This is a genomic window from Streptomyces sp. NRRL F-2580 (assembly GCF_000720115.1).
Taxonomy (GTDB): Bacteria; Actinomycetota; Actinomycetes; order Streptomycetales; family Streptomycetaceae; genus Streptomyces.
This window is the reverse complement of record NZ_JOIR01000003.1, coordinates 317,994-333,532: the sequence shown is the minus strand read 5'-3', so window position 1 is coordinate 333,532 and position 15,539 is coordinate 317,994. Positions and strand designations below refer to the sequence as shown.

Below are 15,539 nucleotides of genomic sequence, written 5' to 3'. Positions count from 1 at the left end.
CCGTCCGTCACGTCCACGCCGGCCGGCTGACCGTCCGTCACGCTCACGCCGTCCGGCCGACCGTCCGTCCCGCAAGCCGTCATGAGCAACACCCAGCGCCGGCGCTCCGCACACCCATGGGCGCCGGCCCCTTTTCCGTCCTGGGGGGACACACCGTATGAGTCATGGGCGTCACGTCACCATGCTCACCGAAGGCACCTACCCGCACGTCCACGGGGGCGTCAGCACCTGGTGCGACCAACTGGTACGCGGTATGCCGGAGGTCGACTTCAACGTCATAGCCCTGACCGGCTCCGGACGCGAGCCGGTCACCTGGGAACTGCCGCGCAACGTCTACCGGCACACCGCCGTCCCGCTCTGGGGCCCTCCCCCAGCTACCGCTGGGTGGTGCCCCCTGCCCGGACGCGGCCGCCGTTCCGCCCTGCGCGGCAAGGCCCACCGCCGCTTCACCGAGGTCTACGAGGCCTTCCTGCTCTCCCTGCTCGACCCCGCGGGAGACCCCGCCCGGCACGGGTTCTCCGCCGCACTGCGCGAACTGGCCGTCCTCGCCAGGGCCGGAAAACTCGCCCCGGCCCTGCGCTCCGAATCGGTTCTGCGGCTGCTGATGACCGTATGGACCCGCCCCGGCCTCACCACCGCCGCGGCCGCCCCCACCATCCACGACGCGCTCACCGCCACCGACCTGCTGGAACACGCGCTGCGCCCGCTCGGCGTACGGATTCCGCCCGACAGCGTCGCCCACGCCGTCAGCAGCGGCCTCGCCACCCTCCCGGCCCTCGCCGCCAAACACCTCGACGGCGTCCCCTTCCTGCTCACCGAGCACGGCATCTACCTGCGCGAGCGCTACCTCGGCTATCGCAGCGCCGGCCAGCGCTGGCCCGTCAAGGCGCTCATGCTCGGCTTCTACCGCGAGCTCAACACCGAGGGCTACCGGCAGGCCGACCTGATCACCCCGTGCAACCAGTACAACCGCCGCTGGGAGGAGCGCGGAGGCGCCGACTCCGAGCGCATCCGCACCGTCTACAACGGCGTCGACCCGCACGCCTTCCCCGAGGCCGGCCTCGAACCGGACGTGCCCACCCTCAGCTGGTGCGGCCGCATCGACCCGATCAAGGACCTCGAAACCCTCATCCGGGCCTACGCCTTCATGCGCGAGGAGCTGCCCGCCCTGCGGCTGCGCCTCTTCGGACCGGTCCCGGCCGGCTGCGAGGAGTACCGGCTCCGCCTGGAGGAACTCGCCGCCGAACTCGGGGTGAGCGACGGGATCACGTACGAGGGCCGCATCGAGCAGGTGGCCCGGGCCTACGCGGCCGGCCACGTCGTGATGCTCTCCAGCATCAGCGAGGGCTTCCCCTTCAGCATCATCGAAGCCATGTCCTGCGGCCGCACCACCGTCTCCACCGACGTCGGCGGGGTCCGCGAGGCCGTCGGCGACACCGGCCTGGTCGTCCCGCCGCGCGAGCCCGAGACCATGGCCCGCGCCACCCTCGCCCTGCTCCGCGATGACGAACGCCGCGCCGAGCTCGGCCGGCTCGCCCGCAAGCGGGTGGTGGAGAAGTTCACCCTCCACCAGTCCGTGGACGGCTTCCGGCACATCTACCGGGAACTCGCCGGCCAGCCCGTGCTGCCCGTCCACGCCGGCGACAGCTGGACCCAGCGGCTCGCCGACCCCTGGTACCGCGAACTCGCCGCCCTGGGACGTCCCCGGACCGACTCCGCCGAAGGGGGCCTGTGGTGAGCGGATCCCTCTGGCTCAAGCCGCCCGGCGCGGGCAACGCCGCCGACACGCTCCCGGCCATCCCGCGGCCCCGCCGCGAGGGCCCCGGCCCGGCCGCCGACCCGATGGACGAACTCGCCGAACGCCTCGACGGGTTCATCTCCTCCGCCGTCCACCCCGACGAGATCGCCGCCATCCTCGAATCCGACGGCATGACGGACGAGTACATCCGGCTCACCTACGGTCGCCACGACTCCTTCGGCCTCGCCGAGGAGCTCTACGCCCGGGTCCCGCGCTCCTTCCCGGACCCGGGCGCCGCCCCCGACCCCTGGAAGGTCTCCCTCACCGCCTGCCTGCTGCGCGGGGTGATCTTCGCCCTGCCCGGCCTGGCCTACCTCCTCGGCGCACCCCTCCTCGAAGGCCCCCAGGACCGGCTCGGCCTGCCCGCAGGAACGCTCACCCTGCTCGCCGGGGCGCTCATCGGCTGGGTCTGGGACCAGACCCTGTCCCACCGGGCCTACTCCTGGCTCGGCATGGGCGACCGGGCCGCCGCCGGGCGGACCCTGCTCGTCGGCGCCCCCGCCGGATCCCTGCTGGGCACCGCCGCCGCGCTGGCCGTGCCCGGCGGGCCGCCCTTCTCCTACGCCTTCGCCGCCGGACAGGCCCTCTACGTCGGGGCCGCCACCGTCCTGCTGGTCCTCGGCCGGGAGCGGGTGCTGCTCGCCGCGCTCGGCCCGATGGCCGTGGGGGCGCTGCTCGCGCTCTTCGTCGACCTGCCCGTGCCGGTACGGGTGACCCTGCTCGTGGTGTCCCTCGCGGCCGCCTGCACCCTGGCCGTAAGGGAACTCCCGCTGGCCGACGGGGCGCGCGCCGCCGTGGTCCGGATCCGCGGCTGGGCGGCGCGCCGGCCCGGCAAGGGCCCCGTGCGCTGGCGCATGCTGCGCGGCGCCGAGGAGGAGCTCGCGGCCCGCGGGCCCCGCCTGGGGGACTCCGTGCCGTACGGGGTCTTCGGTCTCGGCACCGGCCTGCTCGTGCTGTACGCCGCCCTCGGGGAGGTGCTCGCCGGCGGCCCCGCCGAAGCGGTCGCCGCGCCCTCGGCGGTGGCCCTCACCCTCAGCATGGGTCCCGCCGAATGGCTGCTCCACCGGTTCCGCAGCGGCAGCCTCTCCGGGCTCCAGGGAGCCCGCTCGCCCGGCGCCTTCCGGCAGCGGATGCTCGTCACACTGGCCCGGTGCCTCGCCGTCTACCTGGCGGTGCTGCTGCTCCTGGGCCTGACCGGCAGCCTCCTGTGGCCCGGCGCCCCCGGCCTCACCGGAGTCCGGGTCGCCACCCTGCTGCTGCTCGGCGCGGTGATGTGGACCGGGCTGCTCCTGCAGTCCTTCGGAGCGGTCAGACCCGCCGCCGCCGTCTGCGCCTCGGCCGCCGTCGCCCAGAGCCTGGCCCTGCTGACCGGGCTGGGCCAGCCCCGCACCGTCCAGCTGGTGGTGGCGGGCACCGCCGCCGCCGTCCTGGCCGCCCTGGTCTGCGTGCTCCTCGGCCGCGCCACCGCCCACCGATGACGTACGAGACGTACGAGACGCAGGAGAAGAAGGACCCCATGCTGCTGGTGCCCCTCTACGAGCACCCCGCCGACCGGCCCGAGGCCTGGGAGCGGCTCATCCGCTCCGCCGGCCGGCTGCACTCGGTGGTGCTCAACCCCGACAACGGGCCGGGCGCCGCCGCCGACGAACGGTTCGCCGTCGTCGCCGAGCGGCTGCGCGAGGCCGGGGTGCCCGTCCTCGGGTACGTCGACACCGACTACGGGCGGCGCCCGCACGCCGCGGTGCTGCAGGACCTGCTGCGCCACCGCGACTGGTACGCCACCGACGGGGCCTTCCTCGACCAGGCGTCCGCCGACCCGGAACTCCTCCCGCACTACGGGCGGCTCGCGGTCGCGGCGCGCGCCGCGGGCGCCCGCACCCTCGTCCTCAACCACGGGGTCCACCCGCACCCCGGCTACGCCGAACTCGCGGACCTGCTCGTCACCTTCGAGGGCCCCTGGGACGCCTACCGGGACGCGGCCGCCGTACCGCCCTGGACCGCGGACCATCCCGCCCAGCGGTTCTGCCACCTCGTGTACGCGGTCCCGCCGGGCGCGCCCGCCGCCGAACTCGCCGAGGAGCGGCGGGCGGGCGTGCACTGCGCGGTCCCCGGAACCGGCGCACACCCGTGGGGGACCCTCCCGTACGCCCTGGAGGCGACGGGATGAAACGGCTCCGACTGCTGCTGCTCCTGCCGTTGCTGCTCCTCGCCGTGCTGCTCGCCGCCTGTACCACCGCGGGGCCGCCGGACGACGGCGAGGACGAGGACACGCCCTACCCGTGGCCCGAGCTGGCGCCGGGGGAGATCTGGCGGCCCCGGCCGGGCGTCGGCTGGCAGTGGCAGCTCACCGGGAAGCTCGACACCTCGGTGAAGGCGCCCGTGTTCGACGTCGACGGGTTCAATACCACCAAGGAACAGGTCGCCGAGCTGAAGAAGGCCGGACGCAAGACCATCTGCTACCTCTCCACCGGAGCCTGGGAGGACTTCCGCCCCGACGCGGACGCCTTCCCGAAGGACCTGCTCGGCCAGGGCAACGGCTGGGAGGGGGAGCGCTGGCTGGACGTGCGGCGCGTGGCCGAGCTGGAACCGCTGATGGCCAAACGGTTCGACATGTGCCGGGACAAGGGCTTCGACGCGGTCGAACCGGACAACATGGACGGCTACCGCAACACGTCCGGCTTCCCGCTCACGGCCGACGACCAGCTGCGGTACAACCGGCTGATCGCGAAGCTGGCCCACGACCGGGGCCTGGCGGTCGGCCTGAAGAACGACCTGGACCAGATCCCGCAGCTCGTCGACGCGTTCGACTTCGCGGTGAACGAGCAGTGCGCGCAGTACGACGAGTGCGAGCTGCTGAAGCCGTTCATCGCGGCGGGCAAGGCCGTGTTCCACGTGGAGTACGAACTCCCGGCCGCCCGCTTCTGCGCCCGCTCGCGCGAACTGAAACTGAGCTCCTTGCAGAAGCACTACGACTTGGACGCATGGCGCCGCCCCTGCCGCTAGTCTCCCGGCTGCGCCGGGCAATTCCAGCCCCTCCGGCGATTGAGTGGGGGTCCCCCGGACGGAGCCGGGTTTCTCTCCAGCTACCGCTGGGAGGTGCCCCCAGGGGCTCCGCCCCAGACCCCGCTCCTCGAACGCCGGAGGGGCTGGAACGGTCCGGGCGGAGCCCGAGGGGCGGGGATGTCAGACGGGGAGGATGGCGTGGACGCGGTAGCCGCCGCCGAAGCGGGGGCCCGCGAAGCAGGAGCCGCCGAGGGCACCGGCCCGCTCCCGCATGCCGAGCAACCCGTGCCCACCCCCCGGCTCCGCGGCGGACGGCTCCGTGCCCCCGTCGTCCAGCACGGTCACCTCCACCGACGGCCCGACCCGGACCACGCTGACCTCGGCCCGGGCACCGGGTCCCGCGTGCTTGCGCACGTTGGTCAGCGCCTCCTGGATCACCCGGTACGCCGCCAGGTCCACCGCCGCCGGCAGCGCCCCCGCCTCGCGGTCCAGCTGCACGATCACCTTCACCGGCAGCCCGGCGTGCCGGAAGGTGTCCACCAGCTCCTCCAGGACGCCCAGCCCGGGCGCGGGCTCCGTCGGCGCCTCCGGGTCACCGGACTGCCGCAGCAGCCCCACCGTGGCCCGCAGCTCGTTGAGCGCCGACCGGCTGGCGTCCCGTACGTGGGCCAGCGCCTCCTTGGCCTGGTCCGGCCGCTTGTCCATGACGTGCGCGGCCACTCCCGCCTGCACGTTGACCAGTGCGATGTGGTGGGCCACCACGTCGTGGAGGTCCCGGGCGATCCGCAGCCGCTCCTCGGCGACCCGCCGCCGGGCCTCCTCGTCCCGGGTCCGCTCGGCGCGCTCGGCCCGCTCGCGGATCGCGTCGACGAAGGCCCGTCGGCTGCGCACGGCGTCGCCGGCGGCCGCGGCCATGCCCGTCCAGGCGAAGATCCCGATGTTCTCCTGGGCGTACCACGGCAGCGGCCCGGCGAGCATCGCCACGCCCGTCAGCCCGGCCATGGTGAGCAGCCCGATCCGCCAGGTCGTGGGCCGGTCGGTGCGGGCGGCCACCGTGTACAAGGCCATCACCGCGCTCATGACGACGGGCGCCCGCGGCTCCCCGGTGGTCAGCTCCAGCAGCGAGAGCCCGCAGGTCACGGCCAGTACGGCGCGCGGCTGCCGGCGCCGGAACACCAGGGCGGCGGCGCCGAGCAGCATCAGCAGCAGCGAGGCCGGATCGGGGGTGCGCGTCCCGAAGGTGGGCCCGTGCGGCCCGTGCGGATCGGCGAAGGAGCCGACGACCATGGCCGTGAACGCCCCGAACGCCAGCACGGCGTCGGTCGCGAGCGGATGGGTCCGCATCCACTGCCGGGTGGGGGCGAACCGCCCGAGGTCTGTCGTCACCCCGATACGGTACGGCCTGCCCGGCACCCCCTAAGGCGGTGGCTGTCCGAGGGCGGCGCGGGAGCGTACCGGGTGCCACTGCGCCCGCACCACGCACACCGCCATCACCGCCGCGATCGCCGCCAGGTGTTCCTTGCCCGCCAGGTTGTCCTTGACGAGTACCTCGCCGATCATCGCCAGGATCACGACGGCGCCGGTCAGGTACGCCCGGTAGCGCCAGCAGACGTAGATGGCGAGCCCGACCACGGCGGCCGAGGGCCCGGTGTCGTTGACGATCCGGTCGGACACGGGCAGGCCGAAGGGATGGTCGTGGCCCAGCGCGAGCCCGATCCGCGCGTACGTGGTCCCGGCGAGGGTGGCGACGTAGCCGATCAGCAGGGTGCGCCACCAGCCGATGCAGATCTCCGAGATCCCGAAGACGAGCAGGATCTGCGCGAGCGCCCCCCACACCGGCAGGTCCAGGGCCGGGACGAACAGCGACAGGGGGGTGCGCAGCAGGGCCGGCCAGAGCGGGTCGGCGGCCTTGACCGATCCGAGGTCCTGGACCGGCTGGAAGCCCCAGGGGGTGTTCTGCACGATCTGGAAGACGGAGGTCAGACAGACCGCGCCGATGGTCATCGGGATCGCCCGCCACTTGTCGCGGACGAGCGCGTTCCGGACGGTCCGGAACAGGGGCCCCCACTCACGGCGGGCGGACCGCCGGAGTGGGGAGGTGTTCCACGCTGTCAACGGCGGGTCTCCAGGTGTCTGCGGTGCAGCCACTTCGGAAGGCCGGGGGCCTCCAGAAAGCCTTCGGCCCGGCCGGCCGCGACACCGATCCGCAGCAGGTCCGAACTCTTCTCGAAGAGCATGAACCGCGGTTCCCAGATCGGCCGGTATTTGGCGTTGGCCCGGTAGAGGGACTCGATCTGCCACCAGCGGGAGAAGAAGCTCAGCAGCGAGCGCCACATCCGCAGCACCGGACCGGCGCCGAGCCGGGACCCGCGCTCGAAGACGGACCGGAACATCGCGAAGTTCAAGGAGACCTGGGTGACCCCGATCTCCTTGGAGCGTTCGAGGAGTTCGATGACCATGAACTCCATCAGGCCGTTCTCGGAGTCCCGGTCGCGACGCATCAGGTCCAGCGACAGGCCCTTGGGTCCCCAGGGCACGAAGGACAGCACGGCCCGCAGTTCGCCGTTGCCGTCGGTGCACTCCAGCATCACGCACTGGCCGTCGGCGGGATCACCCAGCCGGCCCAGCGCCATGGAGAAGCCGCGCTCGGTCGCGCCGTCGCGCCAGTCGTCGGCGCGGCGCACCAGCTCGGCCATCTCCTCGGCCGGGATGTCGGCGTGGCGGCGGATGCGGACCGTGTACCCGGCGCGCTTGACGCGGTTGAACGCCTGCCGGACGGTCCGCATGGCGCGGCCCTCCAGGGTGAACTCGGCGGTCTCGACGATCGCCTCGTCACCGAGTTCCAGTGCGTCCAGGCCGTGCCGGGCGTAGATCTGCCCGGCCTCCTCGCTCGCCCCCATCACGGCCGGCACCCAGCCGTGCTCGCGGGCCTCGGCCAGCCACGGGTCGATGGCGCCGGGCCAGGCCTCGGGGTCGCCGATGGGGTCGCCGGAGGCCAGCGAGACCCCGCCGACGACGCGGTAGGTGACGGCGGCCTTGCCGGTGGGGGACCAGATGACGGACTTCTCCCGGCGCAGCGCGAAGTAGCCGAGCGAGTCGCGGTCGCCCTGGCGGGCCAGCAGGGCCCGCAGCCGCTCCTCGTCCTCCTCGCTGATCGGGTCGACGGCGCGGCGCGAGCGGAAGGCGGCGAAGAGCACGGCGAGCAGCAGCAGCATCGACATGACGTTGATGACGACGTCCACCCAGGCGGGCGTGGTGATCGCCTCGTAGGCCCGGTCGTCCGGGGCGAGGGTGATCAGCCGCATCACGCCGTACTTCCAGCGCGCCAGGAAGGTGGCCTCGGAGCTGTGCGGGGCGGTGTTGGCGGCGCCGACGAGGAGGGCCGCGACGAGCGAGGTGACCAGCAGGCCGACGGCGGCGACGGCGGTGGCCAGCGCCGGGTTGGAGCGGTCGCCCTTGGCGTAGAACTCGCGGCGGCCCAGCAGCAGGGCGCCGGTGAAGGCGGCCGTCAGGGCCAGGGAGACCCAGTTCTGCGGATGCTCGCGGATCTCCTCGTACGCGAAGAGCGCGTAGGCGAGCAGCAGTGCCAGGAGGCCGCTGAGGACGAGGTTGAGGATCCAGGAGGCACGCTTGCGGCGGCCGAGGGTGACGGCGAGCAGCAGCGTGAAGAGCCCGGAGGCGAAGCCCGCCGTGAGCATGTACGGGGTGTAGAAGTCCTCGACGTTGTGGCGCCGCAGGTCCTGCCCGAGCGAAACCCACACCGCGCTGAGGAAGTTGACGAAGGTGACGGCGCGCAGGTACCAGACCGCGAACGCGGCGCCGCGCCGTGAGCGGGCGGACCCCCGGCCGGGTTCCCCTCCGGCCTCCCGGCCCGGTTCCCGTCCGGCCTCCCGGCCGCTCCCCGCTGACTTGCCGGCGGGGTTGCCGCCGGTCTCTTTCCTGCCGGATGACGGACCGGTCGCCGGTGAGGCGGTGCGGTCGGTCTCTGCGCTGGTCAAACGGACCTCTCCCATAAAAAGCGATCATATGGGGCGCCGCTGTCCTTGGTTGGGCGGTCGGGGACCACGGCCTGGTCAGGACCGCGGGCCCCGGTGGCTCATTCCGTCGGCTCCGCCGCCGCCCGCTCGGGAAGTTCCGCCGCGAGTGCGGCGGCCGCCTGAACGAGGGGGAGAGCCAGCAATGCCCCGGTACCTTCGCCCACTGTGACGCCGTGGTCGAGCACAGGGTTGAGTGCCATCCGGTCCAGTGCCTTCGCCTGGCCGGGTTCGCCGCTGGCCTGACCGGCCAGCCACCAGTCCGGCGCCCGGAACGCGGCCCGCTGGGCCACCAGCCCGCAGGCCGCCGAGACCACGCCGTCGAGGATGACCGGCGTACGGCGCACCGCGCACTGGAGCAGGAAACCGGTGATGGCGGCCATGTCCGCGCCGCCCACCGCGGCCAGCAGCGCGACCTGGTCGCCGAGCACCGGGCGGGCCCGGCGCAGCGCGTCGCGGATCGCCGCGCACTTGCGCATCCAGGCCAGGTCGTCGATGGGCAGTCCGCCGCGGCCGGTGACCACCGAGGCATCGGTTCCGCACAGCGCGGCGACGAGGGTGGCGGCGACGGTGGTCCCGCCGACGCTGAGATCACCGAGGACGACCAGGTCCGTGCCGGAGTCGGCCTCCTCGTCGGCGATGCGCATCCCGAGCCGGACGGCCGCCTCGGCCTCCTCGGCCGTCAGTGCGTCCTCCACGTCGATGCGGCCGCTGCCGCGCCGCACGCGGTGCCCGGTCACGTCCGCGGGGAGCAGCCCGGGATCGCAGTCCAGTCCGGCGTCGACGATCCGTATCGTGGCGCCGAGCCGGCCGGCCAGGACGGCGACGGGGCTGGCCCCGTCCAGGACGGCCCGCACCAGCTCGTGGCCGGTGGACGCGGCCCGCGCGGAGACGCCCGCGGAGGCGATCCCGTGGTCGGCGGCGAACAGCACCACGCGGGGGCGCTCGATCGGCTTGACCGGCACCTGCCCCTGCGCCGCGGCGAGCCACTCGGCGAGCTCGTCCAGCCGGCCCAGCGCACCGGGCGGCACGGCGAGCCGCTCACGGCGTTCCTCGGCATCACGCCGGACGCCCCCGTCGGGGCGCTCGATCAGATCAGAGAAGTCGTCGAGATTCAGCGTGCTCATCTGCCAGAGAGTACAGCCGGTGAGGCGCACCCTCAGGCCGTGGGCGAAGGCCCCGAGTTCAGGTTCCCGGGGGCCTCTCGCGGCCCGGCCGCCGGCCCGCTTCCGGGGCCCGGTTCACGGCCCGCCCCACGGGCTCACACCGGCGGTTCCTTGAGCACGATCACCTGCCCCGCGACGACCAGCAGCACGTGCTCGCACTCGCCCGCGACCCGCGCGTTCAGCCGGCCCAGCTCGTCACGGAAGCGGCGGCCCGAGGGGGTCGCGGGGACGACGCCCGAGCCGACCTCGTTGCTGACCAGCACGATGTGGCGCCGGGTCGAGCGCACCGCCGCCACCAGCCCGGCGGTGCGCTCGCCGAGCTTCCGCTGCCCGCTCTCGGCCCAGACGGCGTCGTCCCAGGCCCCCGCCCGGTCCATCGCGTCCGTCAGCCACAGCGCCAGGCAGTCGATCAGCAGCGGCGGCCCCTCCTCGGCCAGCAGCGGAACCAGCTCACAGGTCTCCAGCGTCCGCCAGCTGCCCGGCCGGCGCTCCCGGTGCAGGCCGATCCGCTGCGCCCATTCCGCGTCCCCGTTCCGGGTGCCGGCGGTGGCCACGTAGACCACCTCGGGGAAGGACTCCAGCCGGCGCTCGGCCTCCACGGACTTGCCCGAGCGGGCCCCGCCCAGCACCAGGGTCCGGCGCGGCAGGTCCGGCACCGGGTGGTACTCCCCGACGGTCACGGTGGTCCCGTCCGGCACGGCCCGGGCCCCGGCGACCGCGCACCGGCGCTCCAGCTCCCGGCCCGGCGCGACGTCGTGGTCCAGGTGGACGGCGATCACGTCCGTGGCCGGGCCGACGGCGCCGCTCGCCCGCAGCCGGGCGAGGGCCTCTGGCCGCCCCAGCACATCGGCGAGCACCACGTCGTACGGGCGCTGCCCGGTCACTTCGCTCGTCCCGGCCGGGGCCCCGCCGGGCGGCAGGTACAGCAGCCGGCCGCCGTCCGGGCCCGTCACCTCGTACCCGGTGCCCGGCGCGTCCATCGGCACCGCCCGCACCCGGTGTCCGGAGATCACCGCGAGCTCGCGCCCGTCCGGGACCCGCCCTGCGGCCGGCAGCCCGGGCGGCAGCTCCACGGCGGGTCCGTCGTGCGGGTGAGTCAGCAGGACCTGCCGTACGCCGGCCAGCGAATGCCCGGCCCGGGCGCCGGCCAGCACGGCGCCGGGGGTCAGGTCGAGGAGCAGCGCCCCGTCGACCAGTACGGCCGTGGCGGCGCGGGACCGCCCGCCGACGGAGACGGCGCAGGCCGCACAGGGGCAGTCGGGACGGGGCAGGCCCTCGGGTGTGCCGGTGCCGAGCAGAGTGAGTTCCACAGGATGATCCTCCCGCGTCCCCGAGACTGCTGCGCGCCCGGCTACTCTGCGGGCAGACTCAGGGCAGGAAGCGTGCGAGCAACGGAGGCGGACATGGCGTGGACGTGGCGGTTCGAGACGGCCGACGGCACCGAGACGAGCCCGTCGGTGGTGCCCGAGGAGTTCACCACGCAGGGGGACGCGGAGTCCTGGATCGGCGAGTACTGGAAGGACCTGCTGGAAGGCGGCACCGAGCAGGTGAAGCTGTCCGACGACAACGGGACCGAGCTCTACACGATGAGCCTGCGCGCCGCCTTGGAGGCGTAGCCGCACCGTTCAGCCTCGCCGGCGTTTGAGTGGGGGTCCCCCCGGACGGAGTCCGGGGGAGGGTCCGGGCGGAGCCGGGTTCCCTGGGGCTGCGCCCCGGACCCCGCTCCTCAAACGCCGGAGGGGCTGGTTTGTGCCGGCGAGGCCGGGTGTGCCGACGAGGCCGGGTGCGGCCGCGAGCCTCGGGTATGCCGGGGCTGGGTGCCGGGCGCGGCGGAACCGGCCCGGGAAACTGCTAGCCCCGCACGCCGCACAAGTGCAGCAGCGCGGCCACGCCGCGGTAGGGGTCGGTCCGCCCCGCGCGGTCCTCGGCGGTCAGGAGCCGCTCCAGCTCCTCGTCCGGCGGCAGCACCTCGCCCGCCTCGGTGCCGTCGGTGAAGACGCGTACGCCGTACCAGGCGCCCAGCGGAGCGCCGATTCCGGACAGCGTGGCCGTCAGCCCGGCCAGCCGGTCGGCGCGCACGTCCAGGCCCAGCCGGTTCGTGTACTCCGTGCTGTCGAAGGCGTCCAGCGCGGCCTTCCAGTCGCCGTCCAGCCCGGGCCGCATGGCGAGCGCGTCGCCGTTGCGCACCAGCAGGGACAGCAGACCGCCCGGGGCCAGCATCCGGGCCAGCCCGGCGAGCATGGCGTCCGGCTCGGGCACGTACATCAGCACCCCGTGGCACAGCACCACGTCGAAGCTGCCCGGCAGGAAGTGGGCGCCGGTCTCGCGCCCGTCCCCCTCCATGAGCTGCACCCGGTCGCGGATCCCGGCGGGCTCCTCGGCCAGTGCCTCACGGGCGACGGCCAGCATGCCGGGGTCCTGCTCCAGGCCCGTCACCTTGTGCCCGGCCCGGGCCAGCCGCAGCGCCTGGGTGCCCTGGCCCATCCCCACGTCGAGGACGCGCAGCCGCTGCCCGACCGGGAAGCGCTGCGCGATCTGCTCGTCGACCTGCCGGCCCACCAGTTCCTGCCGGACGGCGTTACGCAGTCCGCCCAGGCCCTCGAGCCAGATCCGCGCGCCCTCGGAGAATCCGCTCAGGGCCGTTCCCCGCGCTTGACCTGCGGCTTCGGCAGGCGCAGCCGGCGCATCTGGAGGGTGCGCATGAGGCCGTACGCGACCGCGCCGCGGCGCGGCTCGTTCGGGAAGCGCTCGTTCAGCGCCTTGCGCAGGCGGAACAGCAGGCCGATGGAGTCGAGGATGATCAGGACGATCACGCCGAGCCACAGCAGCAGCGCGACGTTCTGGATCGTCGGCTGCCGGATCATGCTGAGCACCAGGATGACCACGGCCAGGGGCAGGAACATCTCGGCGACGGAGAAGCGGGAGTCCACGAAGTCGCGGACGTACCTGCGGACGGGACCCTTGTCCCGGGTGGGCAGGTAACGCTCGTCGCCGCTGGCCAGCGCCTCGCGCTGCCTGGACATCTCGGCGCGGCGGCGCTCACGGGCTCGCTTGGCATCCTCCTTGCGGTTGCCGGTCGAGGCCACCACGGCCTTGCGCTGCGACTGGGCCACAGCACGCTTCGGCGTAGGGCGGCCCTTCGGGGCCTGCGGGTCACGGGGCTGCGAGAGGTCGGCGCTCACCTTGTCGGTGGCGGCGGCCTTCTCTTCCTTGGAGGAGCGGCTACCAAACACAAAACCCAAGCCTACGTGGTCGTGGGCACGGCCCCCACCCCGGCGGGGAACGATCCGGCAACGGCGGGCGTCTTCCCATTGCACGGTGTGTGCGGTGTCCGCCTCTCCTGGGATCACCTACTCCTTACGCCTGACACGGCGTGGCTGTAGTCGTCCTGGAGGAGGAGCGCATCCGTACTCGAACAGTGCGGTAATGGAGACAGGGCCCGTACTGTGGGTCCTGTCGGTGACCTGGAGCACAGTCCGTCTAGAAGGGGGCGCGCGAAGCCCATGAGCGGTGTCATGAAGCGTATGGGGATGATCTTCCGCGCGAAGGCGAACAAGGCCCTTGACCGGGCCGAGGACCCGCGCGAAACCCTCGACTACTCGTACCAGAAGCAGCTGGAGCTGCTGCAGAAGGTGCGCCGCGGAGTCGCCGACGTGGCGACCTCCCGCAAGCGCCTGGAGCTGCAGCTGAACCAGCTCCAGGGGCAGTCCGCCAAGCTGGAGGACCAGGGCCGCAAGGCGCTCGCCCTCGGCCGCGAGGACCTGGCCCGCGAGGCGCTGTCCCGCCGCGCCGCGCTCCAGCAGCAGGTCAGCGACCTGGAGGTGCAGCACCAGACCCTGCAGGGCGAGGAGGAGAAGCTGACGCTCGCCTCCCAGCGGCTCCAGGCCAAGGTGGACGCCTTCCGTACGAAGAAGGAGACCATCAAGGCCACCTACACCGCGGCCCAGGCGCAGACCCGGATCGCGGAGTCCTTCTCCGGCATCTCCGAGGAGATGAGCGATGTCGGCCTGGCCATCCAGCGGGCCGAGGACAAGACCGCCCAGCTGCAGGCGCGCGCGGGCGCGATCGACGAGCTGCTGGCCTCGGGCGCGCTCGACGACCAGAGCGGGCTGGGCTCCAAGGACGACATCCAGGCCGAGCTGGACCGCCTGTCGGGCGGTACGGACGTGGAGCTGGAACTCCAGCGCATGAAGGCCGAGCTGGCGGGCGGCCCGTCCGCGCAGCAGCAGGCCATCGAGGGCGGTGCCCCGGGCAACGCCCAGCCGTCGCAGACCCAGCACCGGTTCGACAAGCAGTAGGACGGGGCCCGTCATGATTGTCCGCATCATGGGGGAAGGTCAGGTGGAGCTGGCCGACAGCCACTTCACCGAGCTCAACAAGCTGGACGACGAACTGCTCGCGGAGATGGAGAGCGGCGACTCGGAGGGCTTCCGGCGCACGCTGGGCGCCCTGCTCGAAGCGGTACGGCGGCTGGGCCGGCCGCTCCCGGACGACGCGCTGGAGCCGTCCGAGCTGATCCTCCCCGGCTCCGACGCGAGCCTCGACGAGGTCAGGGAGATGCTCAGCGACGACGGCCTGATCCCGGGCTGAGTCCGCACGGAAACGCGGACGCACGGACACGCGGATACGCGGACGCACTGGCGCACCGACGCACGGACACGCCGACCCCGGACGTCACGACGGGCCCTTCCCCTCCCGGGGGAGGGCCCGTCGTCGCACGTTCGCCGTCACTGCGGCGGCTTCTCCAGGGAGACCGCGGTCCGCTCGGGGTCGGGGGTGCCGCCGATGAAGTTCTCGAACCTGCGGCGCGGCCGCGCCCAGCGCCGGTCGTGGTGGAAGGCGCGCAGCCCGGCCTTGGCGCGGGCGCGCGGGCGGTTCGCGTAGAACCTCTTCGCGTACGGGGACCCGGGCCGGGCCAGCCGGATCGCCCCGACCAGCGCCACGAAGGGCACGATCACGCCGAAGAGCGCGGTGCGCGCCTTGCCCTTCCACAGGGCGACCAGGGCCAGGAAGAAGTTGAAGGCCGCGTTCATGGCGACCAGCCCGCGGCTCTGGCGCTCCTCGGGGGTCAGGTCGTTGACCCCGAAGGGCACGAACCCGCCCAGGACGAGGGCCACCACCGCCGCCGTGACGACCACGATCTCCACGCTCTTGCGGCCCTGCTCGCTCCAGTAGACGTCGTCGAGGTGCAGGATCAGCGCGAACTCGTCCAGGACCAGGCCCGCGCCCAGCCCGAAGATCACGGCCGAGAGCGCCCCGCCGAAGCCGTACCGGCCGGCGCCGACCGCGCCGAAGCCGCCGATGATCACGAGGATCACGCCGGGGACGACGTGGTGGATGTGCACACCGCCCGGGGTGACGTTCTTGAAGGGGCCGCGGCCGGCCCGGATCATCCGGGTGATCACGCGGGTGACCAGGAACGACATCACGAAGGAGAGCAGGGCGAGGAGGAGGGGGAGCTTCCCCGGTTCGACGATGTTCCGATACCACCAGTGACCCATCCCACGGACTCCCTATTTGGCACGTAATGGGTAATTT

15 protein-coding genes are annotated in these 15,539 nt (G+C 73.4%); 7 read left to right on the top strand and 8 right to left on the bottom strand.

Going from position 1 to position 15,539, the window contains the following annotated elements:
• The first annotated feature begins 157 nt into the window (after positions 1–157).
• Genes pelF through IF88_RS0104575 form a run of 4 tightly spaced genes read left to right on the top strand, consistent with a single transcriptional unit; the run spans position 158 to position 4,801 of the window.
• Positions 158–1,738: a GT4 family glycosyltransferase PelF gene (gene pelF, locus IF88_RS0104590; RefSeq protein ID WP_030707517.1), complete on the top strand. Its 1,581-nt coding sequence runs from the start codon at positions 158–160 to the stop codon at positions 1,736–1,738.
• On the top strand, positions 1,735–3,276 hold the full coding sequence (locus IF88_RS0104585; protein WP_030707515.1) for a hypothetical protein: 1,542 nt from the start codon (positions 1,735–1,737) through the stop codon (positions 3,274–3,276). The genes pelF and IF88_RS0104585 overlap by 4 nt, the downstream gene beginning before the upstream one ends.
• Positions 3,273–3,965 (top strand): spherulation-specific family 4 protein, encoded by a 693-nt coding sequence (locus IF88_RS0104580; RefSeq protein WP_234323436.1) that lies wholly within the window; start codon positions 3,273–3,275, stop codon positions 3,963–3,965. The genes IF88_RS0104585 and IF88_RS0104580 overlap by 4 nt, the downstream gene beginning before the upstream one ends.
• On the top strand, positions 3,962–4,801 hold the full coding sequence (locus IF88_RS0104575) for an endo alpha-1,4 polygalactosaminidase (RefSeq protein ID WP_030707512.1): 840 nt from the start codon (positions 3,962–3,964) through the stop codon (positions 4,799–4,801). Before IF88_RS0104580 ends, IF88_RS0104575 begins: the two co-directional genes overlap by 4 nt.
• Positions 4,802–4,981: 180 nt before the next feature.
• Here IF88_RS0104575 and IF88_RS0104570 read toward each other — a convergent pair whose 3' ends face one another.
• From IF88_RS0104570 to IF88_RS0104550, 5 genes are all read right to left on the bottom strand, one after another.
• Complete coding sequence (locus tag IF88_RS0104570) at positions 4,982–6,187, bottom strand: histidine kinase (protein ID WP_030707510.1); 1,206 nt, start codon at positions 6,185–6,187, stop codon at positions 4,982–4,984.
• 30 nt (positions 6,188–6,217) lie between these two features.
• Positions 6,218–6,916, bottom strand: coding sequence for a hypothetical protein (locus IF88_RS46410; protein WP_037805488.1), 699 nt, complete (start codon positions 6,914–6,916; stop codon positions 6,218–6,220).
• Complete coding sequence (locus tag IF88_RS0104560; RefSeq protein WP_030707505.1) at positions 6,913–8,814, bottom strand: phosphatidylglycerol lysyltransferase domain-containing protein; 1,902 nt, start codon at positions 8,812–8,814, stop codon at positions 6,913–6,915. Before IF88_RS0104560 ends, IF88_RS46410 begins: the two co-directional genes overlap by 4 nt.
• 83 nt (positions 8,815–8,897) lie before the next feature.
• A complete protein-coding gene (cobT, locus tag IF88_RS0104555; protein ID WP_030707503.1) occupies positions 8,898–9,962 on the bottom strand; it encodes a nicotinate-nucleotide--dimethylbenzimidazole phosphoribosyltransferase in 1,065 nt (354 codons plus the stop codon).
• Between the two features lie 134 nt (positions 9,963–10,096).
• Positions 10,097–11,311, bottom strand: a complete 1,215-nt coding sequence (locus IF88_RS0104550) for a bifunctional adenosylcobinamide kinase/adenosylcobinamide-phosphate guanylyltransferase (protein WP_030707502.1) — start codon at positions 11,309–11,311, stop codon at positions 10,097–10,099.
• A 93-nt stretch (positions 11,312–11,404) separates the two neighbouring features.
• Between IF88_RS0104550 and IF88_RS0104545 the strand changes: the two genes are divergently transcribed.
• Complete coding sequence (locus tag IF88_RS0104545) at positions 11,405–11,617, top strand: hypothetical protein (protein WP_030707501.1); 213 nt, start codon at positions 11,405–11,407, stop codon at positions 11,615–11,617.
• Between the two features lie 235 nt (positions 11,618–11,852).
• Here the strand turns inward: IF88_RS0104545 and IF88_RS0104540 are convergent, their stop codons facing one another.
• Together IF88_RS0104540 and IF88_RS0104535 are read right to left on the bottom strand one after the other, a co-directional pair.
• A complete protein-coding gene (locus IF88_RS0104540; protein ID WP_030707500.1) occupies positions 11,853–12,560 on the bottom strand; it encodes a class I SAM-dependent methyltransferase in 708 nt (235 codons plus the stop codon).
• Between the two features lie 74 nt (positions 12,561–12,634).
• Positions 12,635–13,234 carry a DUF3043 domain-containing protein gene (locus IF88_RS0104535; protein WP_030707498.1) on the bottom strand — a complete coding sequence of 200 codons (600 nt, stop codon included), beginning with the start codon at positions 13,232–13,234 and terminating at the stop codon, positions 12,635–12,637.
• Between the two features lie 270 nt (positions 13,235–13,504).
• On the opposite strand from IF88_RS0104535, the gene IF88_RS0104530 reads away from it, so the two are divergent.
• Both IF88_RS0104530 and pspAA read left to right on the top strand, forming a co-directional pair.
• Positions 13,505–14,299 (top strand): PspA/IM30 family protein, encoded by a 795-nt coding sequence (locus IF88_RS0104530; protein WP_078892710.1) that lies wholly within the window; start codon positions 13,505–13,507, stop codon positions 14,297–14,299.
• Between the two features lie 13 nt (positions 14,300–14,312).
• Positions 14,313–14,591: a PspA-associated protein PspAA gene (pspAA, locus tag IF88_RS0104525; protein WP_030707494.1), complete on the top strand. Its 279-nt coding sequence runs from the start codon at positions 14,313–14,315 to the stop codon at positions 14,589–14,591.
• A 137-nt stretch (positions 14,592–14,728) separates the two neighbouring features.
• On the opposite strand, the gene IF88_RS0104520 is transcribed toward pspAA, so the two are convergent.
• Positions 14,729–15,502 carry a hypothetical protein gene (locus IF88_RS0104520; RefSeq protein WP_030707492.1) on the bottom strand — a complete coding sequence of 258 codons (774 nt, stop codon included), beginning with the start codon at positions 15,500–15,502 and terminating at the stop codon, positions 14,729–14,731.
• Between the last annotated feature and the right edge of the window lie 37 nt (positions 15,503–15,539).

What these genes read in the sequence shown, in the direction of transcription:
- IF88_RS0104530 (WP_078892710.1), top strand. Translation starts at nt 13,505, where the DNA reads ATGAGCGGTGTCATGAAGCGTATGGGGATGATCTTCCGCGCGAAGGCG.
- IF88_RS0104560 (WP_030707505.1), bottom strand. Translation starts at nt 8,814, where the DNA reads ATGGGAGAGGTCCGTTTGACCAGCGCAGAGACCGACCGCACCGCCTCA.
- IF88_RS0104545 (WP_030707501.1), top strand. Translation starts at nt 11,405, where the DNA reads ATGGCGTGGACGTGGCGGTTCGAGACGGCCGACGGCACCGAGACGAGC.
- IF88_RS0104580 (WP_234323436.1), top strand. Translation starts at nt 3,273, where the DNA reads ATGACGTACGAGACGTACGAGACGCAGGAGAAGAAGGACCCCATGCTG.
- cobT (WP_030707503.1), bottom strand. Translation starts at nt 9,962, where the DNA reads ATGAGCACGCTGAATCTCGACGACTTCTCTGATCTGATCGAGCGCCCC.
- pspAA (WP_030707494.1), top strand. Translation starts at nt 14,313, where the DNA reads ATGATTGTCCGCATCATGGGGGAAGGTCAGGTGGAGCTGGCCGACAGC.
- pelF (WP_030707517.1), top strand. Translation starts at nt 158, where the DNA reads ATGAGTCATGGGCGTCACGTCACCATGCTCACCGAAGGCACCTACCCG.
- IF88_RS0104520 (WP_030707492.1), bottom strand. Translation starts at nt 15,502, where the DNA reads ATGGGTCACTGGTGGTATCGGAACATCGTCGAACCGGGGAAGCTCCCC.
- IF88_RS0104575 (WP_030707512.1), top strand. Translation starts at nt 3,962, where the DNA reads ATGAAACGGCTCCGACTGCTGCTGCTCCTGCCGTTGCTGCTCCTCGCC.